Origin of the sequence: Olsenella sp. kh2p3 (assembly GCA_900119625.1) — a bacterium.
Classification (GTDB): Bacteria; Actinomycetota; Coriobacteriia; order Coriobacteriales; family Atopobiaceae; genus Tractidigestivibacter.
In genome coordinates, this window is sequence record FPKD01000001.1 from 297,199 (window position 1) to 322,095 (window position 24,897).

Annotated in this window: 22 protein-coding genes; 10 read left to right on the forward strand and 12 right to left on the reverse strand. The window is 61.5% G+C overall.

The window, feature by feature from the left end; translation table 11 throughout:
* Nucleotides 1-71: 71 nt before the first annotated feature.
* The 3 genes from BT122_RS10675 to BT122_RS01330 form a co-directional block, all read right to left on the reverse strand.
* Nucleotides 72-527, reverse strand: a complete 456-nt coding sequence (locus BT122_RS10675) for a PTS sugar transporter subunit IIA (protein ID WP_083432243.1) — start codon at nucleotides 525-527, stop codon at nucleotides 72-74.
* 9 nt (nucleotides 528-536) lie between these two features.
* The gene (locus BT122_RS01325) at nucleotides 537-2,045 is read right to left on the reverse strand and encodes a PTS fructose transporter subunit IIC (RefSeq protein ID WP_083432244.1); all 1,509 of its coding nucleotides are present in this window, start codon (nucleotides 2,043-2,045) and stop codon (nucleotides 537-539) included.
* A gap of 293 nt (nucleotides 2,046-2,338) precedes the next feature.
* Nucleotides 2,339-3,298, reverse strand: coding sequence for an ROK family protein (locus BT122_RS01330; RefSeq protein WP_072354276.1), 960 nt, complete (start codon nucleotides 3,296-3,298; stop codon nucleotides 2,339-2,341).
* Between the two features lie 252 nt (nucleotides 3,299-3,550).
* Between BT122_RS01330 and BT122_RS01335 the strand changes: the two genes are divergently transcribed.
* From BT122_RS01335 to mscL, 3 genes are all read left to right on the forward strand, one after another.
* On the forward strand, nucleotides 3,551-5,101 hold the full coding sequence (locus BT122_RS01335; protein WP_072354277.1) for a carboxypeptidase M32: 1,551 nt from the start codon (nucleotides 3,551-3,553) through the stop codon (nucleotides 5,099-5,101).
* Between the two features lies 1 nt (nucleotide 5,102).
* Nucleotides 5,103-5,561, forward strand: coding sequence for a D-aminoacyl-tRNA deacylase (gene dtd / locus BT122_RS01340; RefSeq protein WP_072354278.1), 459 nt, complete (start codon nucleotides 5,103-5,105; stop codon nucleotides 5,559-5,561).
* A 141-nt stretch (nucleotides 5,562-5,702) separates the two neighbouring features.
* Nucleotides 5,703-6,146 carry a large conductance mechanosensitive channel protein MscL gene (gene mscL, locus BT122_RS01345; RefSeq protein WP_072354279.1) on the forward strand — a complete coding sequence of 148 codons (444 nt, stop codon included), beginning with the start codon at nucleotides 5,703-5,705 and terminating at the stop codon, nucleotides 6,144-6,146.
* A 234-nt stretch (nucleotides 6,147-6,380) separates the two neighbouring features.
* On the opposite strand, the gene manA is transcribed toward mscL, so the two are convergent.
* From manA to BT122_RS01370, 4 genes are all read right to left on the reverse strand, one after another.
* Entirely contained in the window at nucleotides 6,381-7,364 is a 984-nt protein-coding gene (manA, locus tag BT122_RS01350) for a mannose-6-phosphate isomerase, class I (protein WP_072354280.1), read from the reverse strand.
* A gap of 123 nt (nucleotides 7,365-7,487) precedes the next feature.
* Nucleotides 7,488-8,888, reverse strand: a complete 1,401-nt coding sequence (locus BT122_RS01355; RefSeq protein ID WP_072354281.1) for a cation:proton antiporter — start codon at nucleotides 8,886-8,888, stop codon at nucleotides 7,488-7,490.
* Between the two features lie 36 nt (nucleotides 8,889-8,924).
* Nucleotides 8,925-9,533 carry a TetR/AcrR family transcriptional regulator gene (locus BT122_RS01360; RefSeq protein WP_059053290.1) on the reverse strand — a complete coding sequence of 203 codons (609 nt, stop codon included), beginning with the start codon at nucleotides 9,531-9,533 and terminating at the stop codon, nucleotides 8,925-8,927.
* 487 nt (nucleotides 9,534-10,020) lie between these two features.
* Nucleotides 10,021-10,677 (reverse strand): HAD family hydrolase, encoded by a 657-nt coding sequence (locus BT122_RS01370; protein WP_072354282.1) that lies wholly within the window; start codon nucleotides 10,675-10,677, stop codon nucleotides 10,021-10,023.
* Between the two features lie 126 nt (nucleotides 10,678-10,803).
* Between BT122_RS01370 and BT122_RS01375 the strand changes: the two genes are divergently transcribed.
* From BT122_RS01375 to glpK, 5 genes are all read left to right on the forward strand, one after another.
* Entirely contained in the window at nucleotides 10,804-11,445 is a 642-nt protein-coding gene (locus BT122_RS01375; protein WP_072354283.1) for a glycerol-3-phosphate acyltransferase, read from the forward strand.
* 134 nt (nucleotides 11,446-11,579) lie between these two features.
* On the forward strand, nucleotides 11,580-12,497 hold the full coding sequence (locus BT122_RS01380) for a choline/ethanolamine kinase family protein (RefSeq protein ID WP_072354284.1): 918 nt from the start codon (nucleotides 11,580-11,582) through the stop codon (nucleotides 12,495-12,497).
* 91 nt (nucleotides 12,498-12,588) lie between these two features.
* Entirely contained in the window at nucleotides 12,589-13,809 is a 1,221-nt protein-coding gene (gene eutH / locus BT122_RS01385; RefSeq protein ID WP_072354285.1) for an ethanolamine utilization protein EutH, read from the forward strand.
* A 176-nt stretch (nucleotides 13,810-13,985) separates the two neighbouring features.
* Entirely contained in the window at nucleotides 13,986-14,996 is a 1,011-nt protein-coding gene (locus BT122_RS01390) for an alpha/beta fold hydrolase (RefSeq protein WP_072354286.1), read from the forward strand.
* 2 nt (nucleotides 14,997-14,998) lie between these two features.
* Complete coding sequence (gene glpK, locus BT122_RS01395; protein ID WP_072354287.1) at nucleotides 14,999-16,492, forward strand: glycerol kinase GlpK; 1,494 nt, start codon at nucleotides 14,999-15,001, stop codon at nucleotides 16,490-16,492.
* A 163-nt stretch (nucleotides 16,493-16,655) separates the two neighbouring features.
* Here the strand turns inward: glpK and BT122_RS01400 are convergent, their stop codons facing one another.
* The 5 genes from BT122_RS01400 to BT122_RS11210 all read right to left on the reverse strand — a co-directional run bounded on the left by BT122_RS01400 (nucleotide 16,656) and on the right by BT122_RS11210 (nucleotide 23,001).
* Nucleotides 16,656-19,184, reverse strand: a complete 2,529-nt coding sequence (locus tag BT122_RS01400) for a homocysteine S-methyltransferase family protein (RefSeq protein ID WP_072354288.1) — start codon at nucleotides 19,182-19,184, stop codon at nucleotides 16,656-16,658.
* Nucleotides 19,185-19,202: 18 nt separating this feature from the next.
* On the reverse strand, nucleotides 19,203-19,910 hold the full coding sequence (locus BT122_RS01405; protein ID WP_072354289.1) for a vitamin B12 dependent-methionine synthase activation domain-containing protein: 708 nt from the start codon (nucleotides 19,908-19,910) through the stop codon (nucleotides 19,203-19,205).
* A 4-nt stretch (nucleotides 19,911-19,914) separates the two neighbouring features.
* A complete protein-coding gene (locus BT122_RS01410) occupies nucleotides 19,915-20,781 on the reverse strand; it encodes a methylenetetrahydrofolate reductase (RefSeq protein WP_072354290.1) in 867 nt (288 codons plus the stop codon).
* A gap of 126 nt (nucleotides 20,782-20,907) precedes the next feature.
* Nucleotides 20,908-21,753 (reverse strand): HAD-IIB family hydrolase, encoded by an 846-nt coding sequence (locus tag BT122_RS01415; RefSeq protein ID WP_072354291.1) that lies wholly within the window; start codon nucleotides 21,751-21,753, stop codon nucleotides 20,908-20,910.
* Between the two features lie 309 nt (nucleotides 21,754-22,062).
* Nucleotides 22,063-23,001: a prepilin peptidase gene (locus BT122_RS11210; protein ID WP_083432247.1), complete on the reverse strand. Its 939-nt coding sequence runs from the start codon at nucleotides 22,999-23,001 to the stop codon at nucleotides 22,063-22,065.
* A gap of 70 nt (nucleotides 23,002-23,071) precedes the next feature.
* Here BT122_RS11210 and BT122_RS01425 point away from each other — a divergent pair, with 70 nt between their 5' ends.
* Together BT122_RS01425 and pth2 are read left to right on the forward strand one after the other, a co-directional pair.
* On the forward strand, nucleotides 23,072-24,244 hold the full coding sequence (locus BT122_RS01425) for a cation diffusion facilitator family transporter (RefSeq protein ID WP_072354293.1): 1,173 nt from the start codon (nucleotides 23,072-23,074) through the stop codon (nucleotides 24,242-24,244).
* Nucleotides 24,245-24,252: 8 nt separating this feature from the next.
* Nucleotides 24,253-24,699, forward strand: a complete 447-nt coding sequence (gene pth2 / locus BT122_RS01430) for an aminoacyl-tRNA hydrolase (protein WP_072354294.1) — start codon at nucleotides 24,253-24,255, stop codon at nucleotides 24,697-24,699.
* The last annotated feature ends 198 nt before the right edge of the window (nucleotides 24,700-24,897 follow it).

Below are 24,897 nucleotides of genomic sequence, written 5' to 3' on the forward strand. Positions count from 1 at the left end.
GTACTAGAAAGGGGACCCGACGCGCAGGCGACGGGTCCCCAGCACGAACCTCAGACCGGATGCCCGGTCATCTAGCTCTCGAGACCGCTGTTGATGAGACCCGCGATCTCCTGCGGATCTGCGGAGGCAAGCACCTTCTCGCGGAAGTCTGCGTCCATGAGAAGCACCGCAACCTTGGAGAGCAGGCGAAGCTGCTCGGTCTGGGTGCCGTCATCGGGGATGAGCAGGGCGATGGCGCAACGGACGGGCTTGGAGTCCATGGTTGCCCACTCGACCTCGCCGGAGAGCTTCACCACGATGACGGTTGGCGTGCTTACCTCTGCGGTCTTGGCGTGCGGGATGGCGAATCCGCCCATCATCCCCGTAGTTCCCTCTGCCTCGCGCGCCTTGAAGGCCTCGAAGACCTTGTCGGCGTCGTGCGCCACGCCATAGGATACGGCTGTCTCGGAGAGGAACCTCAGCACCTCGTCCACCGTGGTTGCGGGATTGTCTACGTAGACATGGGATGACGGAACGAACTCGCTCATGCGCTCTCCTTACTCCACGACCTTGTCGCCGTTCTTATGGTATTCGTTGCGCTTGAAGATGACGTAAAGAATACCGCCAACAAGGACGCCAGCAAAGATTGCAATGAGCCACAGGTACCAACCATCGACGACGGGCAAGACCAGGAAGCCGCCGTGAGGCGCGGGGTCGTGGACGCCAAAGAAGATGGTGAGGATCGAGGCGATGGAGGAGCCAAGCATCATGATGGGCATGACCGGCCAGATGTTCTTGGTCATGAACGGAATGGCGCCCTCGGTGATGTGGGTGCAGCCCAGGACGATGTTGACGATACCGGCGTCATGGTCTTCCTTGGAGAAGTACTTCTTGCCAGCGATGACGGCGAAGGCAGTAATCAGCGGCGGGACGATGCAGGCGGCGGAGACGGCAGCCATGAAGTTGGTGCCAAAGTTGTAGGTGTCGGTGCCAACGCCGGCCGTGAGGGCCTCGGTGAGCAGTGCGGTGCCGGTGACGTACGCAGCCTTGTTGACTGGGCCGCCCATATCAAACGCGCACATGCAGCCGATGGCCAGGCCAAGGATGATGGGGCCAGAGGCCTCGAGACCCTTGAGGAAGTCCATCATGCCGGTGTTGATGGCGGCCATGGGGCCGGAGATGCCGAGCATGACGAGACCAACGATGAAGGTGGAGAGCAGCGGGTACAGGAAGATTGCCTTGAGACCGTCGAGGTTCTTGGGCATACCCGAGAGCAGCTTCTCCAGGCCAAGAATCACATAGCCAGCGAGGAAGCCGCCGACGATGCCGCCGAGGAAGCCAAAGCCAACGCCCGAGCCACCGGCGTCGATGAGACCGGTATCAGGCGAGACGGGCAGGCCGGTGATGGCGATCATGCCGGCAACGAAGCCAGGAACCAGAGCCGGGCGCTTGCCGATGGACTCGGCGATGTAGGCCGCAAGCACAGGCACCATGAGGTTCATGGCAATCCCGCCGATGATCTTGAGCATGGCGGCGAAGGAGTTGTAGTCAGACGCGGTGGAGTCAAAGGACGTGATGCCCCAGAGGAACGAGACGGCCGTGAGGACGCCACCGGCAACCACGAAGACGAGCATGTGGCTGACGCCGTTCATCAGGTGCTTGTAGATGATGTGGCCCACGGACTCCTTCTCGGGAGCGGCGTCGTCAGACGAGGCGTTGGCAACCTCTTCCGAAAGCTCGCCCTCTGCCTTTGCGGCAAGAGCCTTGTCGATGAGCCCCTCGGGATCCTTGATGGCGGCGGTCACGCCGACGCTGATCATGGGCTTGCCCGCAAAGCGCTCGGCCTGGACGTCCTTGTCGGCAGCGACAATGACGGCCTTCGCAGCCTTGATCTGCGCGGGGGTCACCTCGTTCTCGATGCCCACCTGCCCGTGGGTCTCCACCTTAATGGTGAGGCCCTTGGCCGCGGCGGCTTTCTCAAGCGCCTCCTTGGCCATGTAGGTGTGGGCGATGCCCGTAGGACAACCGGTAGCGGCAATGAGGTCGTACGTCGTGTCTTCGGCCATACCTTCACTCCCCTCTCTTGTGGCGCCCATAGCGCCAATCAGACGGTCCCGTGGGGCCGTGTCCTGCGGTGGAGATGCTGCTTCTTCACATCTCCTCCTAAAACTGGACACAACTTTATCACGTAATCGCAAGCAGGCGAGATAAAACGAAGAAAAACGAAAGTACAAGGCCCCAATGGCGGCTAACGGTAGTGCATTGACCGGGGAACGGCATGTTAGTGCCAGAGAGAAGCGCGCCTGCGCGGTGAACGGTCACCTCGCAGGCGCGCGCTTCTCGCACTGAAATGTCTACCTTACTTGCCTGCCTGGGAGCGCTTGCGAAGCTCGAGCGCCTCATACGCGCAGCCGTACATGGCGGCCTGGTTGCCCAGCGAGGCCGCCTCGATGGCAACGTCCTTGCACGTGGGAAGTGCGTGCGCCTGGAAGCGGCGGCGCAGCTCGGGGGCAAAGGTTGCAAACGAGCCGGCAACGCCGCCGCCGATGAGGTACATAGCCGGATCGACCACGCAGGAGACCTGCGACATCGCCTGAGCGAGGTACTCGCACATCTGGTCGACGGCGATCTTTGCGCACTCGTCGCCCTTGGCGAGCGCGCGGAAGACAGAGAGGGTGTCGGTAGCGTGCTCAACGTGGACCGGCGTCACGCCGCGGCGCTCGCACTCCTCGAGGTAGAGCCTCACGATGCCCTTGGCGGAGGCATACTGCTCCAGGCAGCCGTGGCGGCCGCACCCGCAGGTCTCGGTCTCGTTGGGGTTCACGGTGATGTGGCCAATCTCACCGCCGGCACCAAACGCACCCGCCACCAGGCGCCCGTTCACCACAACGCCAGCGCCCACGCCCGTGCCCAGCGCGATAAGCACAAAGCTCGAGACGCCATGGGCCACGCCGGCCCATAGCTCACCAAGTGCGGCGGCGTTAGCGTCGTTCACAAAGGCAATCGAGGCGTTGGGGAAGGCAGCGCTTATCGCAGCGACAAGGCCGTCGGGATCAAGCTGGATGTTGGGGAGAAAGCCCACTTTGCCGTCATCGGCAACGGGGCCGGGGATGTCCAGGCCGCAAGCGATAACGTCCTCGGGGGTGTTCTCGTGCGCTGCAAGAAGGTGCGTCAGGCCGTCGGTCACGATAGCGAAGGACTCAGCGTTCACAAGTGCGGGCGTGGGAATCTTGCGCTCCTCGAACAGCTCACCTTCGGGCGAGAAGAGCCCTGCCTTGATGCTGGTTCCCCCAATGTCAATGCCAAGGACGGCTTGCATGTCTTCCCCTCTCGGTTGGCTCTCCGGCAAGTGATCCCCCTAGCCACGGGCGGCAGGGAGCAGTTGGCCATTATCATCCCACGACGATGGAGACCATGCACGACTCATGGCGCAGAAATGGCGATGGCTGTCGCAATCGGCGGCGTACGCGTGACGGTTACCGGCAAGCGCACGGGGCGCCCACAGCCATGGGCTACACTCGTTGTTCGTGCAGTCGACTCTTTGCGCCCCTCGGGGCAGTCTGGAGGCATCATGGCAAACAACGCGCCCTCCGCGATCAACGCGGCGCTTCCCAATCCCAAGCAGGACATGGCAGACCTCGACCGGCTGGAGCACCGGCGCTTTGCCCTGCGCTACGCACTTGACGAGATAGCCACCCTTGGCCCCTCCATTGACCCGCCCAAGGCAACAGAAGAGCGAGCAGAGGCGTCTGCGGTTCTCGACGAGGAGGCAACGCGCATTCTCTGCGCTCCCGAGGTTGGTGCCCTGCTCAACCGCCTGGAGTCCAACTCTGGCATCATCGGCGAGACACGCGCGGCGCAGGTCAAGATCTTGAAGCGCGATCGCAGCTCGCTGGTAGACGTTCCCGCAGACGAGCGTGCGGCCTTCTGCCGCCTTGCCGTCGAGGCCAACGACGTCTGGCGCCGTGCCAAGGCGGCAAACGACTGGGCCAGCTTCGAGCCCTACCTCGACCGCCTCGTAGCTGCCCGCGTGCGCATGGCAAACGCCATGAACCCGGACGCAGACCCCTATGACGTCTGGCTGGACCAGTACGAGCATGGCACAAACCGTGCCTTCTACGACCCCTTCTTCGAGCAGGTCAAGAAGTGCGTGGTTCCATTGCTGGCAGAGTGCATGGCCGCACCGAGAAAGCCCAACCACCGCGTGGTGGATGGCACCTTTGACGAGCGCCGCCAGTGGGACCTCGCGCGTGACCTCATGCATCTGGAGGGGGTGGACACCGACGCCCTCTGGCTTGGCTCGACCGAGCACCCCTACACGGGCGGCCCCTCCATTGGGTTTGTGGCCATCGCGACCCACGTCTATCCGGAGAACGTCCTCTCGAACGTCTTCAGCATGCTCCACGAGGGCGGGCATGCCATGTACGAGCAAAGCGTTGACCCGGAATACCGCTTCACCTCACTCAAGGGAGGCACCAGCTCGGGCATGCACGAGGCGCAGTCGCGCTTCTTCGAGAACTACGTGGGCAGAAGCGAGGCATTCTCCGAGCCCCTTGCGAGACTTCTCGCCAAGCACTTCCCCGGGCAGCTTGGCCGTATGACGGCCCACCAGCTCTACATGGCAGAGAACTGCGCGGAGCCGGGCCTCATCCGCTGCGACGCCGACGAGCTCACCTATCCCCTCCACATCCTGGTGCGCTACGAGATCGAGCAGCTGCTCTTCTCGGGCGAGGCAAAGGCAGCGGACGTTCCCGGCCTCTGGGCCGATCGCTACCGCGAGTACCTGGGCGTAGAGGTGCCAACAGACACCGAGGGTGCCCTCCAGGACACGCACTGGTCCGACGGCGACTTTGCCTACTTCCCCACCTACGCGCTGGGCAGCGCCTTTGGCGCGCAGTTCAAGGCCGCCATGGTGCGTCAGGGCGTGGACTTTGACGGCTGCTGCGCCGCGGGCAATCTTGCACCCATTCGCGAGTGGTTGCGCGCCAACATCTGGCACTGGGGCCGTGCCAAGGACTCCGCGCAGCTCATCCGCATGGCCTGCGGCGAGGACTTCGAGCCGCGCTACTACACGGACTACCTCGTCGAGAAGTTCTCGGACATCTACGGGCTGGCGAGGTAGCGTGCGTGCGCTGATCCAGCGAGTCGAGCGGGCATCGGTCGAGGTGGAAGGGCACGAGGTAGGTTCCTGCGGGGCAGGCTACCTCGTGCTTCTCGGCGTTGGTCCCACCGATACCAAGGACACGGCCAGACGCATGTGGGAGAAGGTCCGCAAGCTCCGCATCTGCGCAGACGAGGACGGGCGTACCAACCTCTCGCTTGTGGACGTGGGCGGGTCTCTTCTCGTGGTGAGCCAGTTCACGCTCTATGCGGACGCGCGCCACGGCAACAGGCCCTCGTTTACGGGAGCCGCCCCAGCGGAGCTCGCAAACCACCTCTACGAGCTCTTCTGCGAGCAGGCCGAGAAGGACCTGGGGCCAAGCCGCGTGGGGCGAGGCGTGTTTGGCGCTCATATGCGCGTGAGCCTTGTGAACGACGGACCCTTCACCGTGATGCTCGACTCGCAGGAGCTTGGACTGTAGTGCCCGAATTCTGGCATGAAGAGCTCCCCTCTGCGTACGAAACCCCCAACGTGGTAGAGTTTTTTGACTATGGATAATGGCATGCCAGTAGGCGTCGTTACCCTGTGGCCCCGGCCCAATGGTTTTGGAGAGAGGATCATCATGAAGGGCTTCTTTAGCGAGTTCCGCGAGTTCATCTCACGTGGCAACGTGATGGACATGGCAGTTGGCGTCATCATTGGCGGCGCTTTTACAGCCATCGTCAACTCGCTGGTTGGCGACATCATCCAGCCGCTCATCTCGGGCCTCACGGGAGGCGGCGAGCAGATTGGCCTCGTGGTGAACGTTGGGGCTGCCCAGCTCAACTTTGGCGCGTTCATCTCGGCAATCATCAACTTCATCATCATTGCGTTCATCATCTTCTGCCTGGTCAAGAGCATGAACAAGCTCGCCGAGGAGGCCAAGAAGATCGCTGGCAAGAAGGAGGAGGCCGAGGAGGAGGCAGCCCCCATCTGCCCGCACTGCCTTGAGGAGGTCAAGGCCGGTGCCACCCGCTGCCCGCACTGCGGCGGCGAGATTCCCGGCGGCGCGAAGCCTGCGGCATAGCTGCCTAGACACAGCGAGTTCAACACGGTGCCCGGAGGTTAAGGCCTCCGGGCACCGTTGCTATGAGCTCCAAACACCAACCAAAGTCCCGGCACCGTTACCAGGTGCTGTTGAGAAGTATTTGGACACATAACACTGTTTAGCAGAGCAATTCTGTCCAATTCCTTCTCAACAGTGCCTGATGACCTGGCGCGGACCCTAGGTCAGATGGCCGAGCGGGCAGGCAGAGCTCCTCTATGCGCGCTCGGGAAGGTGCGAGGTAATGAGCGTCATCTCACCTGTCAGGCGAACGTCGCCAGAGCCGGAAGGAGCCAGGAAGTGGCTTCCGGCGCGTACTGCGTACTCGACACCGGCACCGTCGCAGACACTGCCGGAGCCCTCAATAACCGAGAGGCACATGAACGGCCACGGCTGGGCAAGCGTCTTCTCGCCAGACACACGCACGCGCTCCACGTCGAAGTTGGGGCAGGCCATGAGCTCGGTCACGCCGTCCTTCTCGGGCGCGGTGACCTTGCCGCTGGTGGGCGCCACCTGGTCGTAGTCAACCACGTCGAGCGACTGCTTGACGTGGAGCGGGCGCTTGGTGCCGTCGGGCTGCACGCGGTCGTAGTCGTACACGCGATAGGTGACGTCAGAGGACTGCTGGGTCTCGAGGATGAGGGTGCCGCCCATGATGGCGTGCATGGTGCCAGGCTCAATGCGGAAAAAGTCGCCCGGGTGGATGGGAACGTAGTTGAGCATGTCATCCCAACGGCCTTCCTCGATCATGGCGGCAAGCTCTTCTCGGCTCTTGGAGCGCTGACCCACGATGATGCGCGTGCCGGGCTCGCAGTCGATCACGTACCAGCACTCGCGTTTGCCCAGCGAGCCGTTCTCATGCTCCGCGGCATAGGCGTCGTCCGGATGCACCTGCACAGAGAGGTTATCGCGCGCGTCAAGAATCTTGATAAGCAGCGGGAAGCGATCTCCCTCGGCACCAGCAAAGAGGTCGTGATGGCTTGCCCAGAGCTCTGAGAGATGCTGGCCATCATACTCTCCGCCGTCTACCACGCAATCGCCATTGGGGTGGGCAGAGATGCCCCAGCACTCACCAATGGGGCCATCTGGAATGTTGTAGCCAAAGCGCTTCTCCAACTCGCGCCCACCCCAGATCTTCCCATGGAAGATGGGCGCGAGAAATATGAGGTCCTGTGCCGTACCAGTTGTTGCGTCTGCCATTAAAGCCACCCTTCCCATGGTCACCATCAACGCATCCATCATACGATTGACGGGCAGCCGAATCCCTCAGGGCAGATGCTGCAAAAATCTGACATATTTAATTTTTGAAGTTAACTGAGACAATCACGAATCACTGTTGCCGGAGGGGCCGTCGCCAGGCTCGTCTCCCCCATGGCGGGCAATGTACTCAGCAGACGAGAGGGTCCTGCCAAGCTCGCGCCTGCGACGGGCGCGAGCCGCCTCAAAGCGCCTGCGCGAGGTCTGCATGGCTCGTCGCTGCCGCTCCAACGCCTCGTTTGCGCTCTCCTCGCCCGAGACAATGCTGCTTAAGGCATGCACGGGATGCGCCGGCGCAGTCACGCGAACAAGCGAGGTGAGAACGGGCACCACCAGCACCGTCACGGCACCGGCAGTCACAAGGACCGAGGCATCCTGGCTGGTCATGGCACCCGCATCCACCACAAGCTGGGTGATTGCAACCACAAGTGGCAGCGCCATCACACAGTATGCTGTTGTCACAAAGCGTTCCTGCGGCTCCATCTCACGCGTCTCGGGGTTCACGTGAAGCGATATCGCAACCGAGACCCCACGCACGGCGACAAGCAGCCCAATGAAGAGGAAAAGCAGGCCAGGGTCGGCAACGGCAGCAGAAAGGTCGATGCCTGCACCAGAGATCACAAAGAACGCCGGGATGAGAAACCCGTTGCCAATGGCTTCAAGGCGCGTCTCCAGGTCCTCGCTGCCATCTGGGAAAAAGACGCGCAACACAAAGCCGGCTGCAAAGGCACCCAGCACCGAGTCAAAGCCGGCCGCCTCGGCAAGGAAGAGCAGAAACACGAGAAGCAGCACAACCAGCCGAAGAGGCGTCTGGGTGCTGGCACCCGCGCTCGACCTTACAAAGTCACGAAAGCGCGCACCGATGCGCGCCGTGGACGTGGAGAGATGCGCAATGCGTACGCAGACCAGGAGAAACACCACAAGGACAATCACCGTAACGAGCAGAGACCTCGTGGAGAGAAGCAACGCCACCGCAATGACCGGCAGTACCTCGCCGGTGGCGCCATATGCCGTGACAGCGCGGCCAACGCGCGTGTTGGTGAGGTCGCGAGCGCGCATGATGGGTGCTAGGGTGCCGTAGGCCGTGGTGGTAAGCATGATGGCAAAAGCGATACCCGCCATACCGGTAAAGCGGCTAAAGCCCGTGAGACTCACAAGCGCAATGGCCGCTACAAGCGAGATGCCCCAGCAGATGGAGGCATGGCGTCCCATAGGGCCAACCAACTCGGAGGGCTTTATCTCATAGCCAGCCATCAGGAAGAGAAATGCCATGCCCAGCTCAGAGACAAGGGAGAGGGCGCCTCCACTCGTCCGGATGACATCTGCCCCATAGGGGCCAAGAAGGGCTCCGGCAAAGACGAGAAAGACAACCTCGGGAATGGCCCTGCCAGGTACGAGGCTTGCCACAAACGGAGCAAGCGCCGCCACAAGCATGGTCACGGAAAGCGAGAGGAGCTGACTTACCACCGTGCCATCTCCTCTCGCCTCGCTTGGCTTTTCGCCTTACTTTTTGAGCGTGGCCTCCAGGCCACCGCGCACAAACGCCGACACCTCGGAAAGGTGGCGTGCAATGACGTCAAGGTCATCGTCGTTGGCGAGGACCTCGATGAACGCGTCCGCACACATGGTAGCAAGAAGGCGTGGGGAGAAGCCGTCGGAGGTGTGGCCGTCCTTGCGCTCGGCACGGCTCGCGATGCTCTGGGCAATCTCGTCTACCTTGGCATCGAGATACCCCTTGATTACGGGGTTATCGCGGTTGCTCATGACAATCTTGGGAACCAGCGGATACTGCTCGAGAAGTTCTGCAAGGCCGTCGGGAAGCTGCTCGACATTCGTAGGCTCACCCTTGCCGTCACAGATCACAGAGAGATCGTGCTCGATCCACGTGGCAAGAATGGAGGGAAACTCGGTCATCAAGGGAGAGACAACGCTCTTGAACAGGTCTTCCTTGCTATCGAAGAAGAAGTAGAGAGCACCGGTCGTCACGCCAGCCTTTGAGCAAATCTGGCGTAGCGAGGCTCCCTCGTACCCGTACTCAGCAAACTCCTCCGTGGCTGACGCAACGAGGCTCCTCTTAGTCTCGCCACTGTCGGTCTGGGCCTTTCTCGACATTTGGCTACCGCCTTTTCTCCCTCTTGAGATGTGGCTAAACTCTGCTAATGCCCCCTCAGCACTAGCTCTTACCTGCAGTGCATTATGAACACAATACGTTATTCGATACACATTAGAAGTGAAGTATTTGATAGAAATTCAAGAAACTTCCCCTTGGCTTACTTATTCGCCGTATGGCCGGGCATCTTGGGGGCGCAAGAAGTGGTTGCATACGTTGGTCTGGCGAAGGTACTCATTCCCGTACGGATCGATAACGGGCACCAGCTCATCAGGGGTGTTTGCAAAAAACATATCGGGCTCCTTGTACACATGCGGAACCGCCAGCGTAAAGCCGCGACTGCAAGAGCCTTGGTACTTCCCGGTATCCTCATTTATAGAAAAGGAGCCGTACATGCACTCGGAACAGTGAAAACCAGCCATGAGAGAAACCTCCCACTAAAAGACAGCAGATATTGGCGCTGAAGAAACGGGCCGCCGGCCCCTTTGACTAACCCATTTCCCCTTGGGCGAGAAGGTCGCGCACCTCGAGGAGGCTCGAGCACACACGCGAGGCAACGGAACGAATCTCGTCATTGGGCTGAGCGAGGTCTGGAACCATCACCGTGAAGAAGCCACCTGTGGCCCCCGCGCGAACCCCATTGAAGGAGTCCTCGAGAACCATCGTACGAGAGGGCTTGGTGCCAAGGCGTCGCGCCGCCTCGAGGAAGATGTCAGGCGCGGGCTTGGCATGAGCGACTTCGCTCGAGGGGACTATTGCCTGGAAGCAGTCAAGGTCACCAATAAAGCGCAGGTTGCGCTCTATGCCCTTCTTGGACGAGGATGACGCCACGGCGCAGGGAACGCCTCTCTCCCCCAGATATGCCAGGAGCTCGTCAAGGCCTGGCTTCTTCTCGACGCCTTGGGAGAAAATCTTCTCGGCAAGAGACGAGAAGTAGTCCCAGAATGCCCTTGTGTCGAGCTGGGGGCTAACCATCTCGTGAAGAATGCGAGAAGCGGTGTCGCCGGCCGATCCGCGCACTGCGTCAGCAAGCCCAGGAGGAACCGCATAGCCAAAATGGGCCAGCGCCGGCTCCCAGCACTCCATCCAGACTGGCTCGGTGTCAACCATCAGGCCATCCATGTCGAAGATGACGCCGTCGAACATGTGGCGCACCCCTTCCATCGCTTTCCCAGGCAAACGCCTCGTAGTAGGGTACCCTAACTGGGAAGCCTCAAGAATCTCTTCACTTCATCGATACCTTTGTGACGTAACTGAGGAGGCTTGACCGTGATGCCGAGCGTGGGGACTGCAGTGGCTGGCTCGCTTGCCATAGGCTACGTCTGTGGGTCTTTCCTCACGGCGGAGCTGGTAAGTAAGCACGTGAGCGGCAAGAGCGCCTTCGAGGTGGGGCTTGGCAACCCTGGCATGGCAAACATGGGCGCCACCTATGGCACCACGTGGGCCGCCGTCACGCTTGCAGGCGACATAGCCAAGACCATCCTCGCATTTGTGCTGGCGCGTGCACTCTTCCCAGACGTTGCCAACGTCGCGGGCACGGCCGCGGCGGTGGGAACCACACTTGGGCACGTTTTTCCCGCTTGGCACCGCTTTCGCGGCGGAAAGGGGGTTGCCACAACCTGCTCTGGAATCATCCTCATGACGCCTATCGCAGGCGGCGCCGCCGCCATAGCGGGTCTACTCGTAGTGCTCTTTGGCGGCTATCTCTGCCTGGGAGCCCTTGTGATTCCCGCAGCATGGCTGGCGATTGAGCTTGTCAGCGGAGACATGCTTCATGCAATCGCTGGCGCAGTGCTTGTAGCCGTGGCCATCTGGTGCCATGGAGGTCCGGCGGCGGGCATTAGGACCGGAGAGACGCCCCGCGCATCAATCAGCAAGAAGTTTGTCTCGGCATTGTTTAAGAATCGCCATTAGCCCATCTCAATGAAATGGTTTGTCGAAGGTGTGACGTTCTGTTCTCACATGATGTTGTTCGGTTCTTACGTTATCTTTATACGCACTGAACATTTACCAAACAATCGCCTTCTAAGGCGAGCGAGGAGACAGGTATGCCACAAGCCACCATTGCGGCTAACGTCCAGTCCATCGATCCAGAGACGCTTAGCAACATTTGCTCCACGCTTGGATGCGCACCACAGGACGTTACGGAGTTCTCGCCCATCGACGAGGGACTTACCAACGACTCCTTCCGCTTTGTTGCCGCCGGCAAACCCTACGTCTACCGCAGGCCGGGCGCTGGCACCGAGAAGATCATCAGCCGTGAGGGAGAGGCCTTTGCCCAGGGCATTGCCGCAAAGCTTGGACTAGACCGCACCTTCATCTACGAGAACCCTCAGCAAGGCTGGAAGATCTCGCACTTTGTCGAAGGGTGCAAGCCCTTTGACTATCACAACACCGCTCACGTAGCGCGCGCCATGGAGATGGCCCGCGAGCTTCACTCCAGCGGCGTCACGTCCAAGTGGAGCTTTGACATCTTCAAGAACACGGCGGGCATCCTCGAGCTTCTCAACAATGACGAGAAGGCACGCTACGACGACTTCGAGCGCATCCGCACCCGCATCGAGGGCCTTGAGGGACGCGTTCGCGCCACCTCGGGAGCACCGGTGCTCTGCCACAACGACTTCTACGACCCCAACTTCCTTGTAAGGGGCTCGGACATTTCGCTCATCGACTGGGAATATGCGGGCATGTCAGACTATGCCAGTGACCTGGGGACCTTCATCTGCTGCAGCGACTACAGTTACGAGGAGGCCATCGCGGTGCTTAGCAAGTACTTCCAGCGCGAACCCACCAGCGAAGAGCTCTTCCACTGCATCTCCTACGTTGCGTTTGCCGCCTGGTACTGGTTTGTCTGGGCGCTCTACAAGGACCAGTGCGGGGACCCCGTAGGAGACTGGCAGGACCTCTGGCACCGCTATGCCTCCGAGTACGGTAGGCGTGCGGTGCAGTTGGTGCACGAAATCTAGAGGGCAACAAAAAACGCTGTTGCATGCGACCCGCCCAGCACCCACAGGGTGCGGCGGGACAGGCGTGCGCACTCGCGACGTAAGGGGCAACATGGAAGTCTTTGGCAGGGTCGTCGTCTTCATCATCATGGGCTGCGCGGCGGCAGGGTGCATCGCATCAATCGTTCGGCCCGAAAGCGAGCTGGGCAAGGAGTTTGTCGCGGGCATAGACTCCATTGGCCCCATCTTCCTGCCGGTGGCGGGCATCATGGCGTCTGCCCCCTACCTCACGGCCTTTGTCTCCACGGTCTTTGGGCCGCTCTTTGGTGCGCTGGGCGCAGACCCCGCCATGGCGGCCACGACCTTCATTGCCGTTGACATGGGTGGCTACCAGCTGGCAGACGCACTCGCACAGACGCGCGAGAGCTGGATCATGGCCATGATGACCGGTTACATGGCCGGCGCGACGATCGTCTTCACCGTCCCCGTGGCGCTCAAGATGCTCGAGGTCAAGGACCGCAAGTACCTGGCCCTTGGCGTCATGAGTGGGCTTCTCGCCATCCCCATTGGCGTCCTTGTGGCGAGCACCATCATCGCACTTGCAAACCCCGTGATCCGCGAGACGGTCTCCACCAACGCCGCGGCCACCTACCAGCTGGCGCTCACGTGGTCCCAGATTGCCCACAACCTGGTGCCGCTAATCATCATCTGCGTGGCGCTGGCTGTGGGCCTTGCTACCAAGCCCGATGCCATGATTCGCGGCTTCATCGTCTTTGGACGTGCACTCGACAGCGTGCTCAAGGTCGTCTTCGTGGTGGTGGTCATCGAGTACTTCACGGGACTCTTCTCCACCATCTTTGGGTCCTTTGGCTTTGACCCCATCATTGCAGACGAGCAGGATCAGTTCCGCGCCCTGGAGGTCTCCGGCGCCATTGGCATGATGCTCTGCGGCGCCTTCCCCATGGTGTGGCTCATCAAGACCTACCTAGCCAAGCCCCTCTCGAAGATTGGCCGCGCGGTGGGCCTGAGCTCAGATGCCACGGCAGGACTTCTTGCCGCCTCCGCAAACGTACTGGCCGCACTCGCCATGGTCAAGGACCTCAAGGCGCACGACAAGGTCATCGTGATTTCCTTTAGCGTCTGCTGCGCCTTCCTCTTTGGCGACCATCTCTCGTTCACCGCAAACTTCCAGCCCACGCTCATCGTGCCCGTGCTTCTGGGCAAGCTCGCGGGAGGCGTGTGTGCGATCTTCTTTGCGACGCGCCTGGCAACGAGAAAGGCCGAGGAGCTGGAGGCACAGGACCTTGCCCTTGAGGAGCAGTCGCACGCGTAGGGGCGCTTGCTTCGCTGACGTGCCCAGGGTAGCATCGCTAGGCGCCCAGTGATAACCGCTCGCCGGCCATGCCACCCCACACGCAGCCTCATATCGTGCGGCCGCGGACATCTGCCCGCATCCCTTGTGACAGCAAACAATAATGTTTGCTCAGCTACAGCGGAGGAAGGGGCAGTATGTCAACTGAGGTCACCTTTGAGCGCTTTACGTTCCCCTCGACGGACGGCACGTCAACCATCAGCGCGTGTGCCTGGTGGCCTGCCGGCATGGCACCATCTGACGCTGTTGAGAAGCCTGCTCCTCGCGGCGTAGTGCAGCTCGTGCATGGCATGGCCGAGCACATCGACCGCTATGACGCCTTCGCGCGCTTCCTGGCTTCTCACGGCTTTCTCGTTGTTGGCCATGACCAGATTGGGCACGGGCGCTCCTGCTCGCCCGAGCACTGGGGCGAGCTGCCAGTTGGCAGCGGTGCCAAGGTTCTTGTGGAAGACATCGACATCCTGCGTGGCATGGCGCAGAAGCGCGTGGCAGAGGGAACCCCCTATGTTGTCTTTGGCCACAGCATGGGCAGCTTTGAGGTGCGTTCCTACATCGCGCACCACGGAGAGGGGCTGGCTGGCGCCATCATCTGCGGTACCGGCTTTCTCCCTGCGGCAACATCAAAGGCGGCACTCACAATTACGTGGTTCGAGTCGTTCTTCAAGGGTGCCGAGTACCACTCCTCCTTCGTTGACTCCATGGGGGCCGGCGGCTATGGGAAGGCCATTCCCAATGCCCGGACCAACCTGGACTGGCTCTCGTACAACCGCAAGAACGTTGATGACTACATTGCAGACCCATCTTGCGGCTTCATGTTCTCCGTGGGTGCCTACCACGAGGTCGCGGTTCTCACCTCCGAGGTCAACTCCCCAGCGTGCGCCGCAAGCGTTCCTCACGACTTGCCATTGCTCTACATTGGCGGCGCCGAAGACCCAGTTGGCAACAATGGAAAGGGCGTCGAGAAGGCCGCGGCACTTGCCCGCGGCGCCGGGTCCACAGACGTCACGGTGAAGATCTATTCCCACATGCGGCATGAGATTTTGAACGAGACAGACCACGAGCAGGTCTTTGCAGACGTGCTGGCATGGGTCGAGAAGCATATTGCCAAGGCTCCCGCACAGGAAGCCGCCGCTGCCAAGGAGGTCTAGCCATGGCAACCGAGAAGTACGTCATCGCGCTCGACCAGGGCACTACCTCAAGCCGCGCCGTGCTCATCAACCGCGCGGGACGCATGGTCGACTGCGTGCAGCGGCCCTTCCAGCAGATCTTCCCCAAGCCGGGCTGGGTGGAGCACAACCCGCAGGACATTCTCTACTCGCAGCTTGGCTCGCTGACGGAGCTTCTCGCAAAGCGCGGCCTCACTGCCGAGGACATCGACTCCATTGGCATTGACAACCAGCGCGAGACAACCATCGTGTGGGATCCCACTACCGGGCAGCCCGTCTACAACGCCATCGTCTGGCAATGCCGCCGCACGGCAGACCTTGTGGAGCAGCTCTGCGGCACGCCTGAGGCGCGTCAGATGATCCAAGAGAAGACGGGGCTTCTCCCCGATGCGTACTTCTCGGCAAGCAAGATTCGCTGGATCCTCGACAACGTGCCCAGTGCCCGCGAGCGTGCCGAGGCAGGCGAGCTGCTCTTTGGCACCGTTGACACCTGGCTTGTGTGGGTGCTCACCGGAGGCCTGGTGCACGCGACCGACGTCACCAACGCCAGCCGCACGATGCTCTATAACATCCACGAGAACTGCTGGGACAAGGAGCTTCTCAACCTCTTTGGGATTCCGCTGTCCATGATGCCCGAGGTTCGGCGCTCGAGCGGTTCGTTTGGCGAGACGAGCTACCCCGGCGTGCCCGCAGGCATCCCCATCACCGGCGTGGCAGGCGACCAGCAGGCGGCATTGTTTGGTCAGTGCTGCTTCGAGCCGGGGCAGGCCAAAAACACCTACGGCACCGGCTGCTTCATGCTCATGCACACCGGACACGAGGCGCGCCTCAGCAAGAGCAACCTGGTCACAACCATCGTTGCCTCCGCGCCCGAGGTAGAGGGGACGGAATACGCACTCGAGGGCTCGGTCTTTGTGGCGGGCGCCCTCATCCAATGGCTTCGCGACCAACTGGGCATTGTCCAGAATGCCGCCGATACCGAGTGGATGGCAAAGAGCGTCGAGGACACAGGCGGCGTCTACATTGTGCCGGCGTTCACGGGCCTGGGTGCACCCTGGTGGAAGCCAGACGCCCGCGGAGCCATTCTCGGCATTACGCGCGGAACCACGCGCAACCACATTGCCCGCGCGGCGCTCGAGGCACTTGCGTATCAGATCTATGACCTTGCCGACGCCATGGCAAAGGACGCGGGGCACCCGCTGGGCGTGCTCAACGTGGACGGCGGCGCCAGCGCCAACAGCTTCCTCATGCAGTTCCAGGCAGATGTCCTGGGGTGCGAGCTGAGAAGGCCGCAGAACACCGAGACCACATCGCTGGGCGCGGCGTTTCTCGCAGGACTTGCAACCGGCTACTGGAGCGGCATCGATGAGCTTAAGGCCCTGCGCGAGACGGACGACGTGTTCCGCCGCCAGATGGACCCCCAGCGCGTGGACAAGCTCGTGGCCGGCTGGCACGACGCCGTGCGCCGCGTGATGTAAGAACGCGCATTGTCACGTGTCACGTTCTTCTCGGCGCGCTCTTTAACCTGGAAAATCACCGCACGCGTCACACAATCGGCACCGAATGTGTGACGCGTGCAGGTTGATACACATTCGGACGACGAATGTGTATCAAGGACGCCCCCGAGACTGCGTCGGTGCCCTACCCCAGCACCTCTGAAGCGATGCGGGCCGTCTCCGTGGCGTCCTTCGCGTAGAAGTCGGCGCCGACCATCTCTGCATACTCGGGGTTGAGCACAGCTCCGCCAACCACGACCTTGCACCAGGGGGCCTCTTTGCGGAGAAGCTCGATGGTCTCGGCCATGGCGGGCACGGTTGCCGTCATAAGAGCAGAGAGACCACAGAGCAGCACGTGGTCTTTGACCACGGCGTCCACGACCACCTGAGGCGGCACGTCTCGTCCGAGGTCAATCACGTTGTAGCCGTAGTTCTCAAGCAGCATGCGCACGATGTTCTTGCCGATGTCGTGGATGTCCCCGTGGACGGTGCACACCACGATAGAACCCTTCTCGGGCACGTTGTCGCCCTGCCCGCTGGCGTCCACGGCGGCCTTGATGGTTTCGAAGCCTGCCTTGGCGGCCTCAGCAGAGGCCATGAGCTGCGGCAGGAAGAAGACGCCCTTCTCGAAGCGCTCGCCCACCACGTCAAGCGCGGGAATGAGAACCTCGCTGATGGCATACATGGGGTCGTGTTCGGCGATAACCTGGGCGACCACCTCTGGCATGGGACCCTTGCGACCAGCAAGCACAAGCTCGCGAGCGCGTGCAGCGGGGTCTGCGGGCTCGGCGGGCGTCGCAGGGGTCACTGCAGAAGCGGCGGCTGAGGATGCGGCGGCCTTCTCAACGGGCAATGCTGGCGCCGGGACGCGGTCGCTCCTCTCGGCGTAGTTGGCCACAAAGTACTGGGCACTCTCGTCTTCGCCGGAAAGCACACGCCAGGAGTCGACCACGTCCATCATGCGGGTGAGGCAGGGGTTGATAATGGCCAGGTCAAGGCCCGCGGAGAAGGCCGCAGCAAGGAAGGTCCCGTTCACAAGCGGCCTGAAGGGCAGGCCAAAGCTGACGTTGCTCACGCCAAGCACGGTACGCACACCAGGCAGCTCCTGTTTGACCAGGCGTATGGCGTCAAGAATGGCCTTGGGCTGGGTCTGGTCGGTCGAGGCGGCCATGGTGAGACAGTCGATGACCACGTCGTGACGAGGGATGCCCAGCTGCTCGCACTCGCGGACAATCTTGCGAGCAACCGCGAGACGTCCCTCCGCCGTAGCGGGGATGCCATCCTCGTCGAGCGTAAGACCCACCACTGCGCAGCCATAGTGCTTCACGATAGGCAGCACGTCGGCCATGGTCTGCGCCTTGCCGTTGGTGGAGTTGACCAGCGCCTTTCCGGGATAGCTGCGCACGGCTGCCTCGATGACTGCCGGGTCTGCTGCGTCAATCTGCAGGGGCAGCGTGCTCACGCCTTGAAGCTCAGAAACGAGCTGGCACATCACGGCGCGCTCGTCTATCTCGGGAAGGCCGGCGTTCACGTCGAGTATCTGCGCACCAGCGCGACCCTGTTCGATGGCCATGTTCATCACGTAGTCGTGATCGCCCGAGCGCAAGGCCTCCTTCATCAGGCGCTTGCCCGTGGGATTAATGCGCTCGCCAATGACACCCACCTGACCGTAGTCAAGCGAGCAGATCTCTTGGGCGCTTGAGACCGCAAAGCTGTCGTGCATGTGACGCGCAGCAGGCATGCGGCCCGTAAGGAGCTCACGCTCGCGGGATATGTGCTCGGGTGTGGTGCCGCAGCAGCCGCCAATCACGGTGACGCCCGCATCCAGCATGTCTGCGACGGCGGCAGCATACTCCTCAGGCCCCACGTCGTAGGTGGTCACACCGTCGACCACGTGCGGGAGGCCAGCGTTAGCCTGAGCCATCACGGGACATGACGCCCAAGGAAGCATGCGCTTGACCAGCGGCGCCACCGCCGCAGGGCCAAGACCACAATTGATGCCCACGGCATCTGCCCCAAGGGAGGAAAGCGTAATTGCAGCAGCCTCCGGCGTGGTTCCTAGGAAGGTGCGGCCGTCCTCCCCAAAGGTCATCGTCACAAATGCCGGAAGGTCGGAGTTCTCGCGCACGGCGAGCAGCGCCGCCTTCGCCTCGGCGAGGTCTGCCATGGTCTCGATCACAAAGAGGTCTGCACCAGCGGCGTCGGCGGCACGGACCTGCTCGGCAAAGAGGTCGTACGCATCGTCGAAGGGAAGCGGCCCCATGGGCTTGAGGAGCTGTCCCGTAGGACCAAGATCAGCAGCCACGTAGCGGGCGCCTGCATCGCGCGCGCAGGCAACAGCCGCCGAGAAGACCTTCTCGACGCTTGCTGCATCGCCCAACTTTGCGGCATTGGCGCCAAAGGTGTTGGTGGTCACGACCTCGGCACCGGCGGCAACGTAGGCGGCATGCACCTCGCGAATCTCGGTGGGGTTGGTGAGGCAGAGCAACTCTGGCAACTCGCCGGCGGCAAGGCCGCGCGCCTGCAGCTGCGTTCCCATGGCTCCATCGAAGAGCAGGAACTCCTCGCCACGCAGCACGGCCGCGAGGTGCTCGTCGCGCACGCGACGCGAGCGGGGAACAAGGCGATCCTTTGGCCAGCGCGAATCTCCCTGTGCGGGACTTTTGGCGCTCATGATCAGCTCCTCTCGCCGCTATCCGCGGCAGGTGTGGCCTGTTGGCCGGATGATGCAGAAGTCAAAGCAGGGACAGCCCGCACAGGTTGCGTGCGTTGAGGGCTGGATGGTCTCGAAGAGGCCCACTACGGCGGTCACGCTCTTGGTTGGCACCATGAGCATGGTGTCCGTGAGGGTGATGCCCAGCTGACGCTGGGCGTCGAGCGTCTGCAGAAGAACGGTCTGGGTTGTCATGGGCATGTCACCGTAGCCGGGGCTAAAGCGGAAGTTGGCAAAGAGACCGCGCTCGTGGCCCGCCGCAACGATGGACGCTTCGCAGGCATCGGCAGTGCGTTCGACAAGCGTTGTGGCCGCAGCGTCAAAGACAACCTGCCCCACACGGTCGGTAAGCGAGAGACGACGCAGCTCGCGTTCGACCCCCATGCCAACGGTCACTGCCATAACGCCAACCGCAACGGCACCGTCCATGTGCTTTTGCATGGAGGCGCCGAGAAGCTCCAATGACGTGCCGGCTAGCCGCACGAACGGCGTGCCGTCCTCCTTCGCACTGCGCCCGTCCACATCGAAGATACGCCAGACGCCGCGCGGCACGCCGATGGAAAGGCAGCACTCCATACTGGCGTCGATGCGTCCCTCTAGCTCCGGCGTCATGCTCTGGCCGGCATAGCCCATGTAGCGCAGGACCTCGGAGCGGTCGATGGAGTCTATGGCATACGACTCGACCATGGGACTACCCCAGGTAGCCCATGGCGGCAAGGGCGTCGTGAGTGGCGCGGGCAATCTCCGGGTGGTTCATGCTGTAGATGTGGATACCGTCAACGCCGTTCTCAGCAAGGTCACAGATCTGCTCGCACGCATACTCGATACCCGCATGGGCCTGGGCGGCAGGGTCGTCACCCGCGCGGACAAGGCGCTTCACGACCTTGGCGGGGATGGACGCGCCGCAGTTAAACGCCATGCGCTGGATCTGCTTGACGCTCGTGAAGGGCATGATGCCGGCAACAACGGGGAGCTTGATCCGATAGCGCAGGCACTGCTCGCGGAAACGGTAGAAGTCGTCGTTGTCGAAGAAAAGCTGGGATACCAGGAAGTCCGCGCCCGCTTCCTGCTTGATGCGCAAAGCGCGCATGGACTCGTCAAGTGAGGCAGATTCAACATGGCCCTCGGGATAGCAAGCAGCACCAATGCACAGTGAGGGCGCGGTCTTGCGCAGGTGGGCGATAAGATCGGAGGCATGCGCGAAATCGACCACGTCTGCGCCCGGCCTGCGATCGCCTCGAAGCGCGAGCGCATTCTGGATGCCTGCCGCGCGAAGGCTGTCCACGTAGGAATCAACATCGCTAGCGGTTGCGCCCATGCAGGTAAGATGCGCAAGCGCAGTGACCCCAAGGTCGCCCTCAATCCTGGCAGCTATGGGAACGGTGTTTGCCGAGTTGCCTGAGCCACCCGCAGAGTACGTCACAGAAATCCAGTCCGGCTTGTTCTCCGCAATCTGGGAAGCTACTCGATACGCTTCTTCAAGCGGCATCTCTCCCTTGGGCGGAAAAATCTCGAATGAGAGCGTCTGCCCAGCCGCAAGCTTGTCGGTAACCCTCATGACTCCCCAATCGCACAGAAATGGCCCCGAACTTGTAACAACACATGGTAGCCCTGACCAGCGACGAGCCATGACTGGTTTACGAGATGGCTACCGAGAGACGTTGGGCACAGGCGTGCGCCGCCCTTAGTCACGCATGAACAAAGGCATCTTGCCCGCCTGGGTAGACCGGGCAATGTCGAGAATGGCATCTGCCACCGCATCCTCATCCGCTCGTCCAATGTGCCAATGGGCCGCCTTGGCGGCAACCGGCGTGGCATTGGCAACCGCCACGGAGTTCTTGAAACGCGTGAAAAGGGGGAGGTCATTCTCGGCATCGCCAAAGCAGCAGACCTCGTCATTCGTGATGCCAAGGTTGCGCGCCAGCCACTCCCCCGCCACCCCCTTGTCCCAACCCGCAGGCAGGATGTCAATGTGTGGACGCTCTTGCATGGGAAAGACGAAGTCGAACTCGGGGCAGGCATCCTTAAGGGCAGCGCGCACCTCATGTCCGCGCTCAAAGTCGCCCACAACACGAACGTTCGCCTTGACGGTTGGACGGTCGGGCACCTCATCGACGCTGCCCGTCACCGCAAAGAAGTACGGCACCCTATGCTTCTCGAGATAGTCGACGGGAGCCCCAACCGCGTACTGTTCGCCCGTATCGACGTAGTCAACAACAAGCCATGCGTCATCCATTCCGTCAAGCGTTCTCGCACAACGACGAAGCACCTCAAGATCGAGTGGAACCTCGTGAACGAGTTTGCCATCAACATAGATGAGCTGGCCGTTGTCAGCCAAAACGGTTGCAAGGCAGGCCTCATCGTCGTCGAACATCCAACCGAGCGCCGAGGGGGCCCTTCCCGTGGCGGGGGCAAAGTGCACGCCCGCAGCCTGTGCGGCGTGGATGGCAGCACGAGCATGCGGTGTGACGATGTGCTCGCCGGCCCACGCAAGGGTGTTATCAAGGTCAGAAAGGATGAGTTTTATCACACGGTCCCCCAATCGGCACGTGCCGAACTACATACAGGCCTTGCCCCACGAGTGTAACGCGATGCAAGCGCACCGACATTGCGGCCGTCAAGCACCCCGACGTAGGGGGAGACGACCGGGGCGCGAGGCCGCGCACTCGAAGGGCAAGACCATTCGACAGGGGGCGACACGGGGCCGCAGGTCCCAGCCGAACCGCCGGCGGGTGTTGGGGGACCGCCAGTGGCTCACTTATGGTACGACTACCGCAGCCCTCCCAACACCAAAAAACTTTTTATGAAACAAATTGGAATGAGCACAAGGTGCGAACGGTCAAAATGCTCGGTAGGCGGTCAGAATGACTATTGAAGCCAACACGAGTGGAGCAAGTGGAAACGCCTTTGGAAACGGCCCTCTCACCCCGCATATTTGCCCGATTGCCCAGGCGCCAAGGCAGCATGCAAGGGCAAGCAAGCACGAGAGGGCAACGCATGCCATTCCCCCAATCGGTCCCAGGTACACCCCGCATGCCGAAAGGAGCTTGGCATCGCCGCCGCCAAGACTCTGCCGAGGGCTGCCCCTCACTCGTATCCATAGAGCGCGCGTAGCTACGAGAACAAACAGCACCGTCGCCCCGCCAAGAAGGGATATCTCCAACTCTTCCAGAGCATCACTAGACCACATGCTTCCGGTACCTGGAAACGTGGCCTTCAACCAGAGATACACGCAGCGTGCCATGATGGCTACGGCTACCAAGCTATTGGGTATGATGCGCCGGGCTAAATCAGTTACACTGCTGGCGAGAAGCACCGCCACTAAGGCCGTAAGCTCTGCAAACTCCCACCAGCTCGTTGCAGTTGCACTCACGCAGAAGCCCGCAAGCGCACCGCAAAGACTTGCAATAATTCGTGTCCACACCGGCCATCCGACAAATTCGCGCCGAGCCATAGCACATCCCGCTCCGCCCACGAGGCAGGAGCCGAGCAGGCACGCCATCGCCAGTGGGGCACCCACTACAAACGCAGCGTCCATTGCATCCTCCCCCCAATGAGAATTCGTGGCCCGATGATATACGAACACACGTACGCATATTGGACTCATGGTGCTGCGACAAGCGTCATTCGGCGAGCGCAAGTCTCGAAAATCAGCCTCTAACCTGCAGATAGAACGCCTGAGGCCATTGGCCGTCAGAAATGTGACAGATTCGCATACGGTCGAATCGTGACGCTTGGGGGGTCCTTCGCCCCGCTCACGGAAAAGGGCTAGACTCATGCCCAATTGCCCAAATCACAGCAACGGGTGGCAGTGCTTGGATATTGCTCAATGAGGGGAGATGGCAACGATGACCGATTGGCTTGTACGTACGTTCCTATCTGGCGTGAGCACGACAGAACCAGCAGGTAGAACGCGTTATGGGCAGTTTGCCGGCATCGTCTGCATCATATGCAATGTGGTTCTCTGCATAGCAAAGGGAATCGTGGGCTTTATTGCGGGCTCCGTCTCAATCATTGCAGACGCCGTAAACAACCTGTCCGATGCCTCCAGCAACATAGTCGCGCTTCTCGGCTTCAAGCTTGCAAGCAAGCCCGCCGACGACGAGCACCCCTATGGTCACGGTCGCTTTGAGTACCTGGCCTCGCTCACCGTTGCCGCACTGGTACTTGCTGTGGGCATCAACCTGGTCATCACGTCGGTCCAGAAGATCATCTCGCCGGAGCCAACGGAGTTTGGGCCGGCAGTTGTCGTGGTTCTCGTGCTCTCGATGGCCGTCAAGTCATGGATGGCGTTCTTCAACGGCTCGATGGGCAAGCGCATCTCGTCCGAGACGCTCGAGGCCACGGCCATTGACTCGAGAAACGACGTCATTACCTCTGGTGCCGTTCTCGCCGCTGCCATTGTCTCGTACTTCACGGGCTTTGACCTCGATGGCATCGCAGGCACCGTGGTGGGAGCATTCATCTGCTGGAGCGGCTTCTCCCTTGTGCGCGACGCCATCGACCCGCTCCTTGGCCGTACGCCGGACCCTGCGCTCATCCAGCACATCCACGACAAGATCATGAGCTATCCCGGCGTCTTGGGAACCCACGACCTCATGGTGCATGACTACGGCCCCGGCCGGCAGTTTGCAAGCGCGCACGTGGAGATGGCCGGCGAGGGCGACGTCTTTGCCTCCCACGACCTCCTCGACAACATCGAGCAAGACTTTCTTAAGGAAGGCCTGGTCATGACCCTCCACTACGACCCCATCGTGACAAACGACCCCCGGGTTTCCGACATGCGCCACTGGATCTCGATTCACATCAAGGAGATAGACCCGCGCCTCACGATTCACGACCTGCGCACCGTGCCCGGCCCCACCCACACCAACGTAATCTTTGACTGCGTGCGCCCGCACGACCTGGCGATGACCAACGACGAGCTCCGCGCCGCCATATCAAAGATCGTCACGTCCAAGTATCCGCAGGCAATCTGCAAAATCACCGTCGACAACAGCTACGTATCGTCCCAGCAGTGAGGAATGACATGGCAGGCTACAAGTCCAAGCAGATGATCGTCATGAGGCGCGACCTCAAGATGCGCAAGGGCAAGATCGCTGCCCAGGCAGGGCACGCCTGCGTGGAGGCAACGCTCATGGCGCTTGCGCGCGAAGGGCGTCTTGACCAGGTGCGTGTTCGCACGGCACCAGACGGAACGCCCACATGGGTCTACCTCGACCACCCCGAGGCAGACTCCACCGCGCTCTCGGACTGGTTCGACTCCGGCGTGGCAAAGGTCTGCGTGTACGTAGACTCGGAGGACGCGTTGCTCGACATTGCAGAGAAGGGCCGGGAGCAGGGCTTTGCCGTGGCTCTCGTGCGCGATGCCGGTCTCACCGAGTTCCATGGCGAGGCAACGCTCACCTGTCTGGCCTTCGAGCCGCTTCCGGCCGAGAAGATCGACCCCATCACTGGGAGCCTGCCGCTCTACTAACGTTGCCTCCGCTACGCGGCCACCGCGAGCACAATTGCAACAATGAGGAGCGCCGCCGCCACTACGGGAAGCGCCGCCAGCGACCTCCCTCGCGAGTGATGTGCCGTGTACGACGGAAGCTGTGGGATGGGCGTCTCGTGCACACGCGCGTTTCTCGCCGCAACAGCATGCTGGACCGCAAATGCGGACGTGTCCTCA

Excerpts from the sequence above, each read along its gene's own strand:
- BT122_RS01425 (WP_072354293.1), top strand. The coding sequence starts at position 23,072 with ATGACCGATTGGCTTGTACGTACGTTCCTATCTGGCGTGAGCACGACA.
- BT122_RS01335 (WP_072354277.1), top strand. The coding sequence starts at position 3,551 with ATGGCAAACAACGCGCCCTCCGCGATCAACGCGGCGCTTCCCAATCCC.
- eutH (WP_072354285.1), top strand. The coding sequence starts at position 12,589 with ATGGAAGTCTTTGGCAGGGTCGTCGTCTTCATCATCATGGGCTGCGCG.
- BT122_RS11210 (WP_083432247.1), bottom strand. The coding sequence starts at position 23,001 with ATGAGTCTAGCCCTTTTCCGTGAGCGGGGCGAAGGACCCCCCAAGCGT.
- pth2 (WP_072354294.1), top strand. The coding sequence starts at position 24,253 with ATGGCAGGCTACAAGTCCAAGCAGATGATCGTCATGAGGCGCGACCTC.
- BT122_RS01390 (WP_072354286.1), top strand. The coding sequence starts at position 13,986 with ATGTCAACTGAGGTCACCTTTGAGCGCTTTACGTTCCCCTCGACGGAC.
- BT122_RS10675 (WP_083432243.1), bottom strand. The coding sequence starts at position 527 with ATGAGCGAGTTCGTTCCGTCATCCCATGTCTACGTAGACAATCCCGCA.
- glpK (WP_072354287.1), top strand. The coding sequence starts at position 14,999 with ATGGCAACCGAGAAGTACGTCATCGCGCTCGACCAGGGCACTACCTCA.
- BT122_RS01325 (WP_083432244.1), bottom strand. The coding sequence starts at position 2,045 with ATGGCCGAAGACACGACGTACGACCTCATTGCCGCTACCGGTTGTCCT.
- mscL (WP_072354279.1), top strand. The coding sequence starts at position 5,703 with ATGAAGGGCTTCTTTAGCGAGTTCCGCGAGTTCATCTCACGTGGCAAC.
- BT122_RS01330 (WP_072354276.1), bottom strand. The coding sequence starts at position 3,298 with ATGCAAGCCGTCCTTGGCATTGACATTGGGGGAACCAGCATCAAGGCA.
- BT122_RS01360 (WP_059053290.1), bottom strand. The coding sequence starts at position 9,533 with ATGTCGAGAAAGGCCCAGACCGACAGTGGCGAGACTAAGAGGAGCCTC.
- BT122_RS01370 (WP_072354282.1), bottom strand. The coding sequence starts at position 10,677 with ATGTTCGACGGCGTCATCTTCGACATGGATGGCCTGATGGTTGACACC.
- BT122_RS01410 (WP_072354290.1), bottom strand. The coding sequence starts at position 20,781 with ATGAGGGTTACCGACAAGCTTGCGGCTGGGCAGACGCTCTCATTCGAG.
- manA (WP_072354280.1), bottom strand. The coding sequence starts at position 7,364 with ATGGCAGACGCAACAACTGGTACGGCACAGGACCTCATATTTCTCGCG.
- BT122_RS01405 (WP_072354289.1), bottom strand. The coding sequence starts at position 19,910 with ATGGTCGAGTCGTATGCCATAGACTCCATCGACCGCTCCGAGGTCCTG.
- BT122_RS01400 (WP_072354288.1), bottom strand. The coding sequence starts at position 19,184 with ATGAGCGCCAAAAGTCCCGCACAGGGAGATTCGCGCTGGCCAAAGGAT.
- BT122_RS01380 (WP_072354284.1), top strand. The coding sequence starts at position 11,580 with ATGCCACAAGCCACCATTGCGGCTAACGTCCAGTCCATCGATCCAGAG.
- BT122_RS01375 (WP_072354283.1), top strand. The coding sequence starts at position 10,804 with ATGCCGAGCGTGGGGACTGCAGTGGCTGGCTCGCTTGCCATAGGCTAC.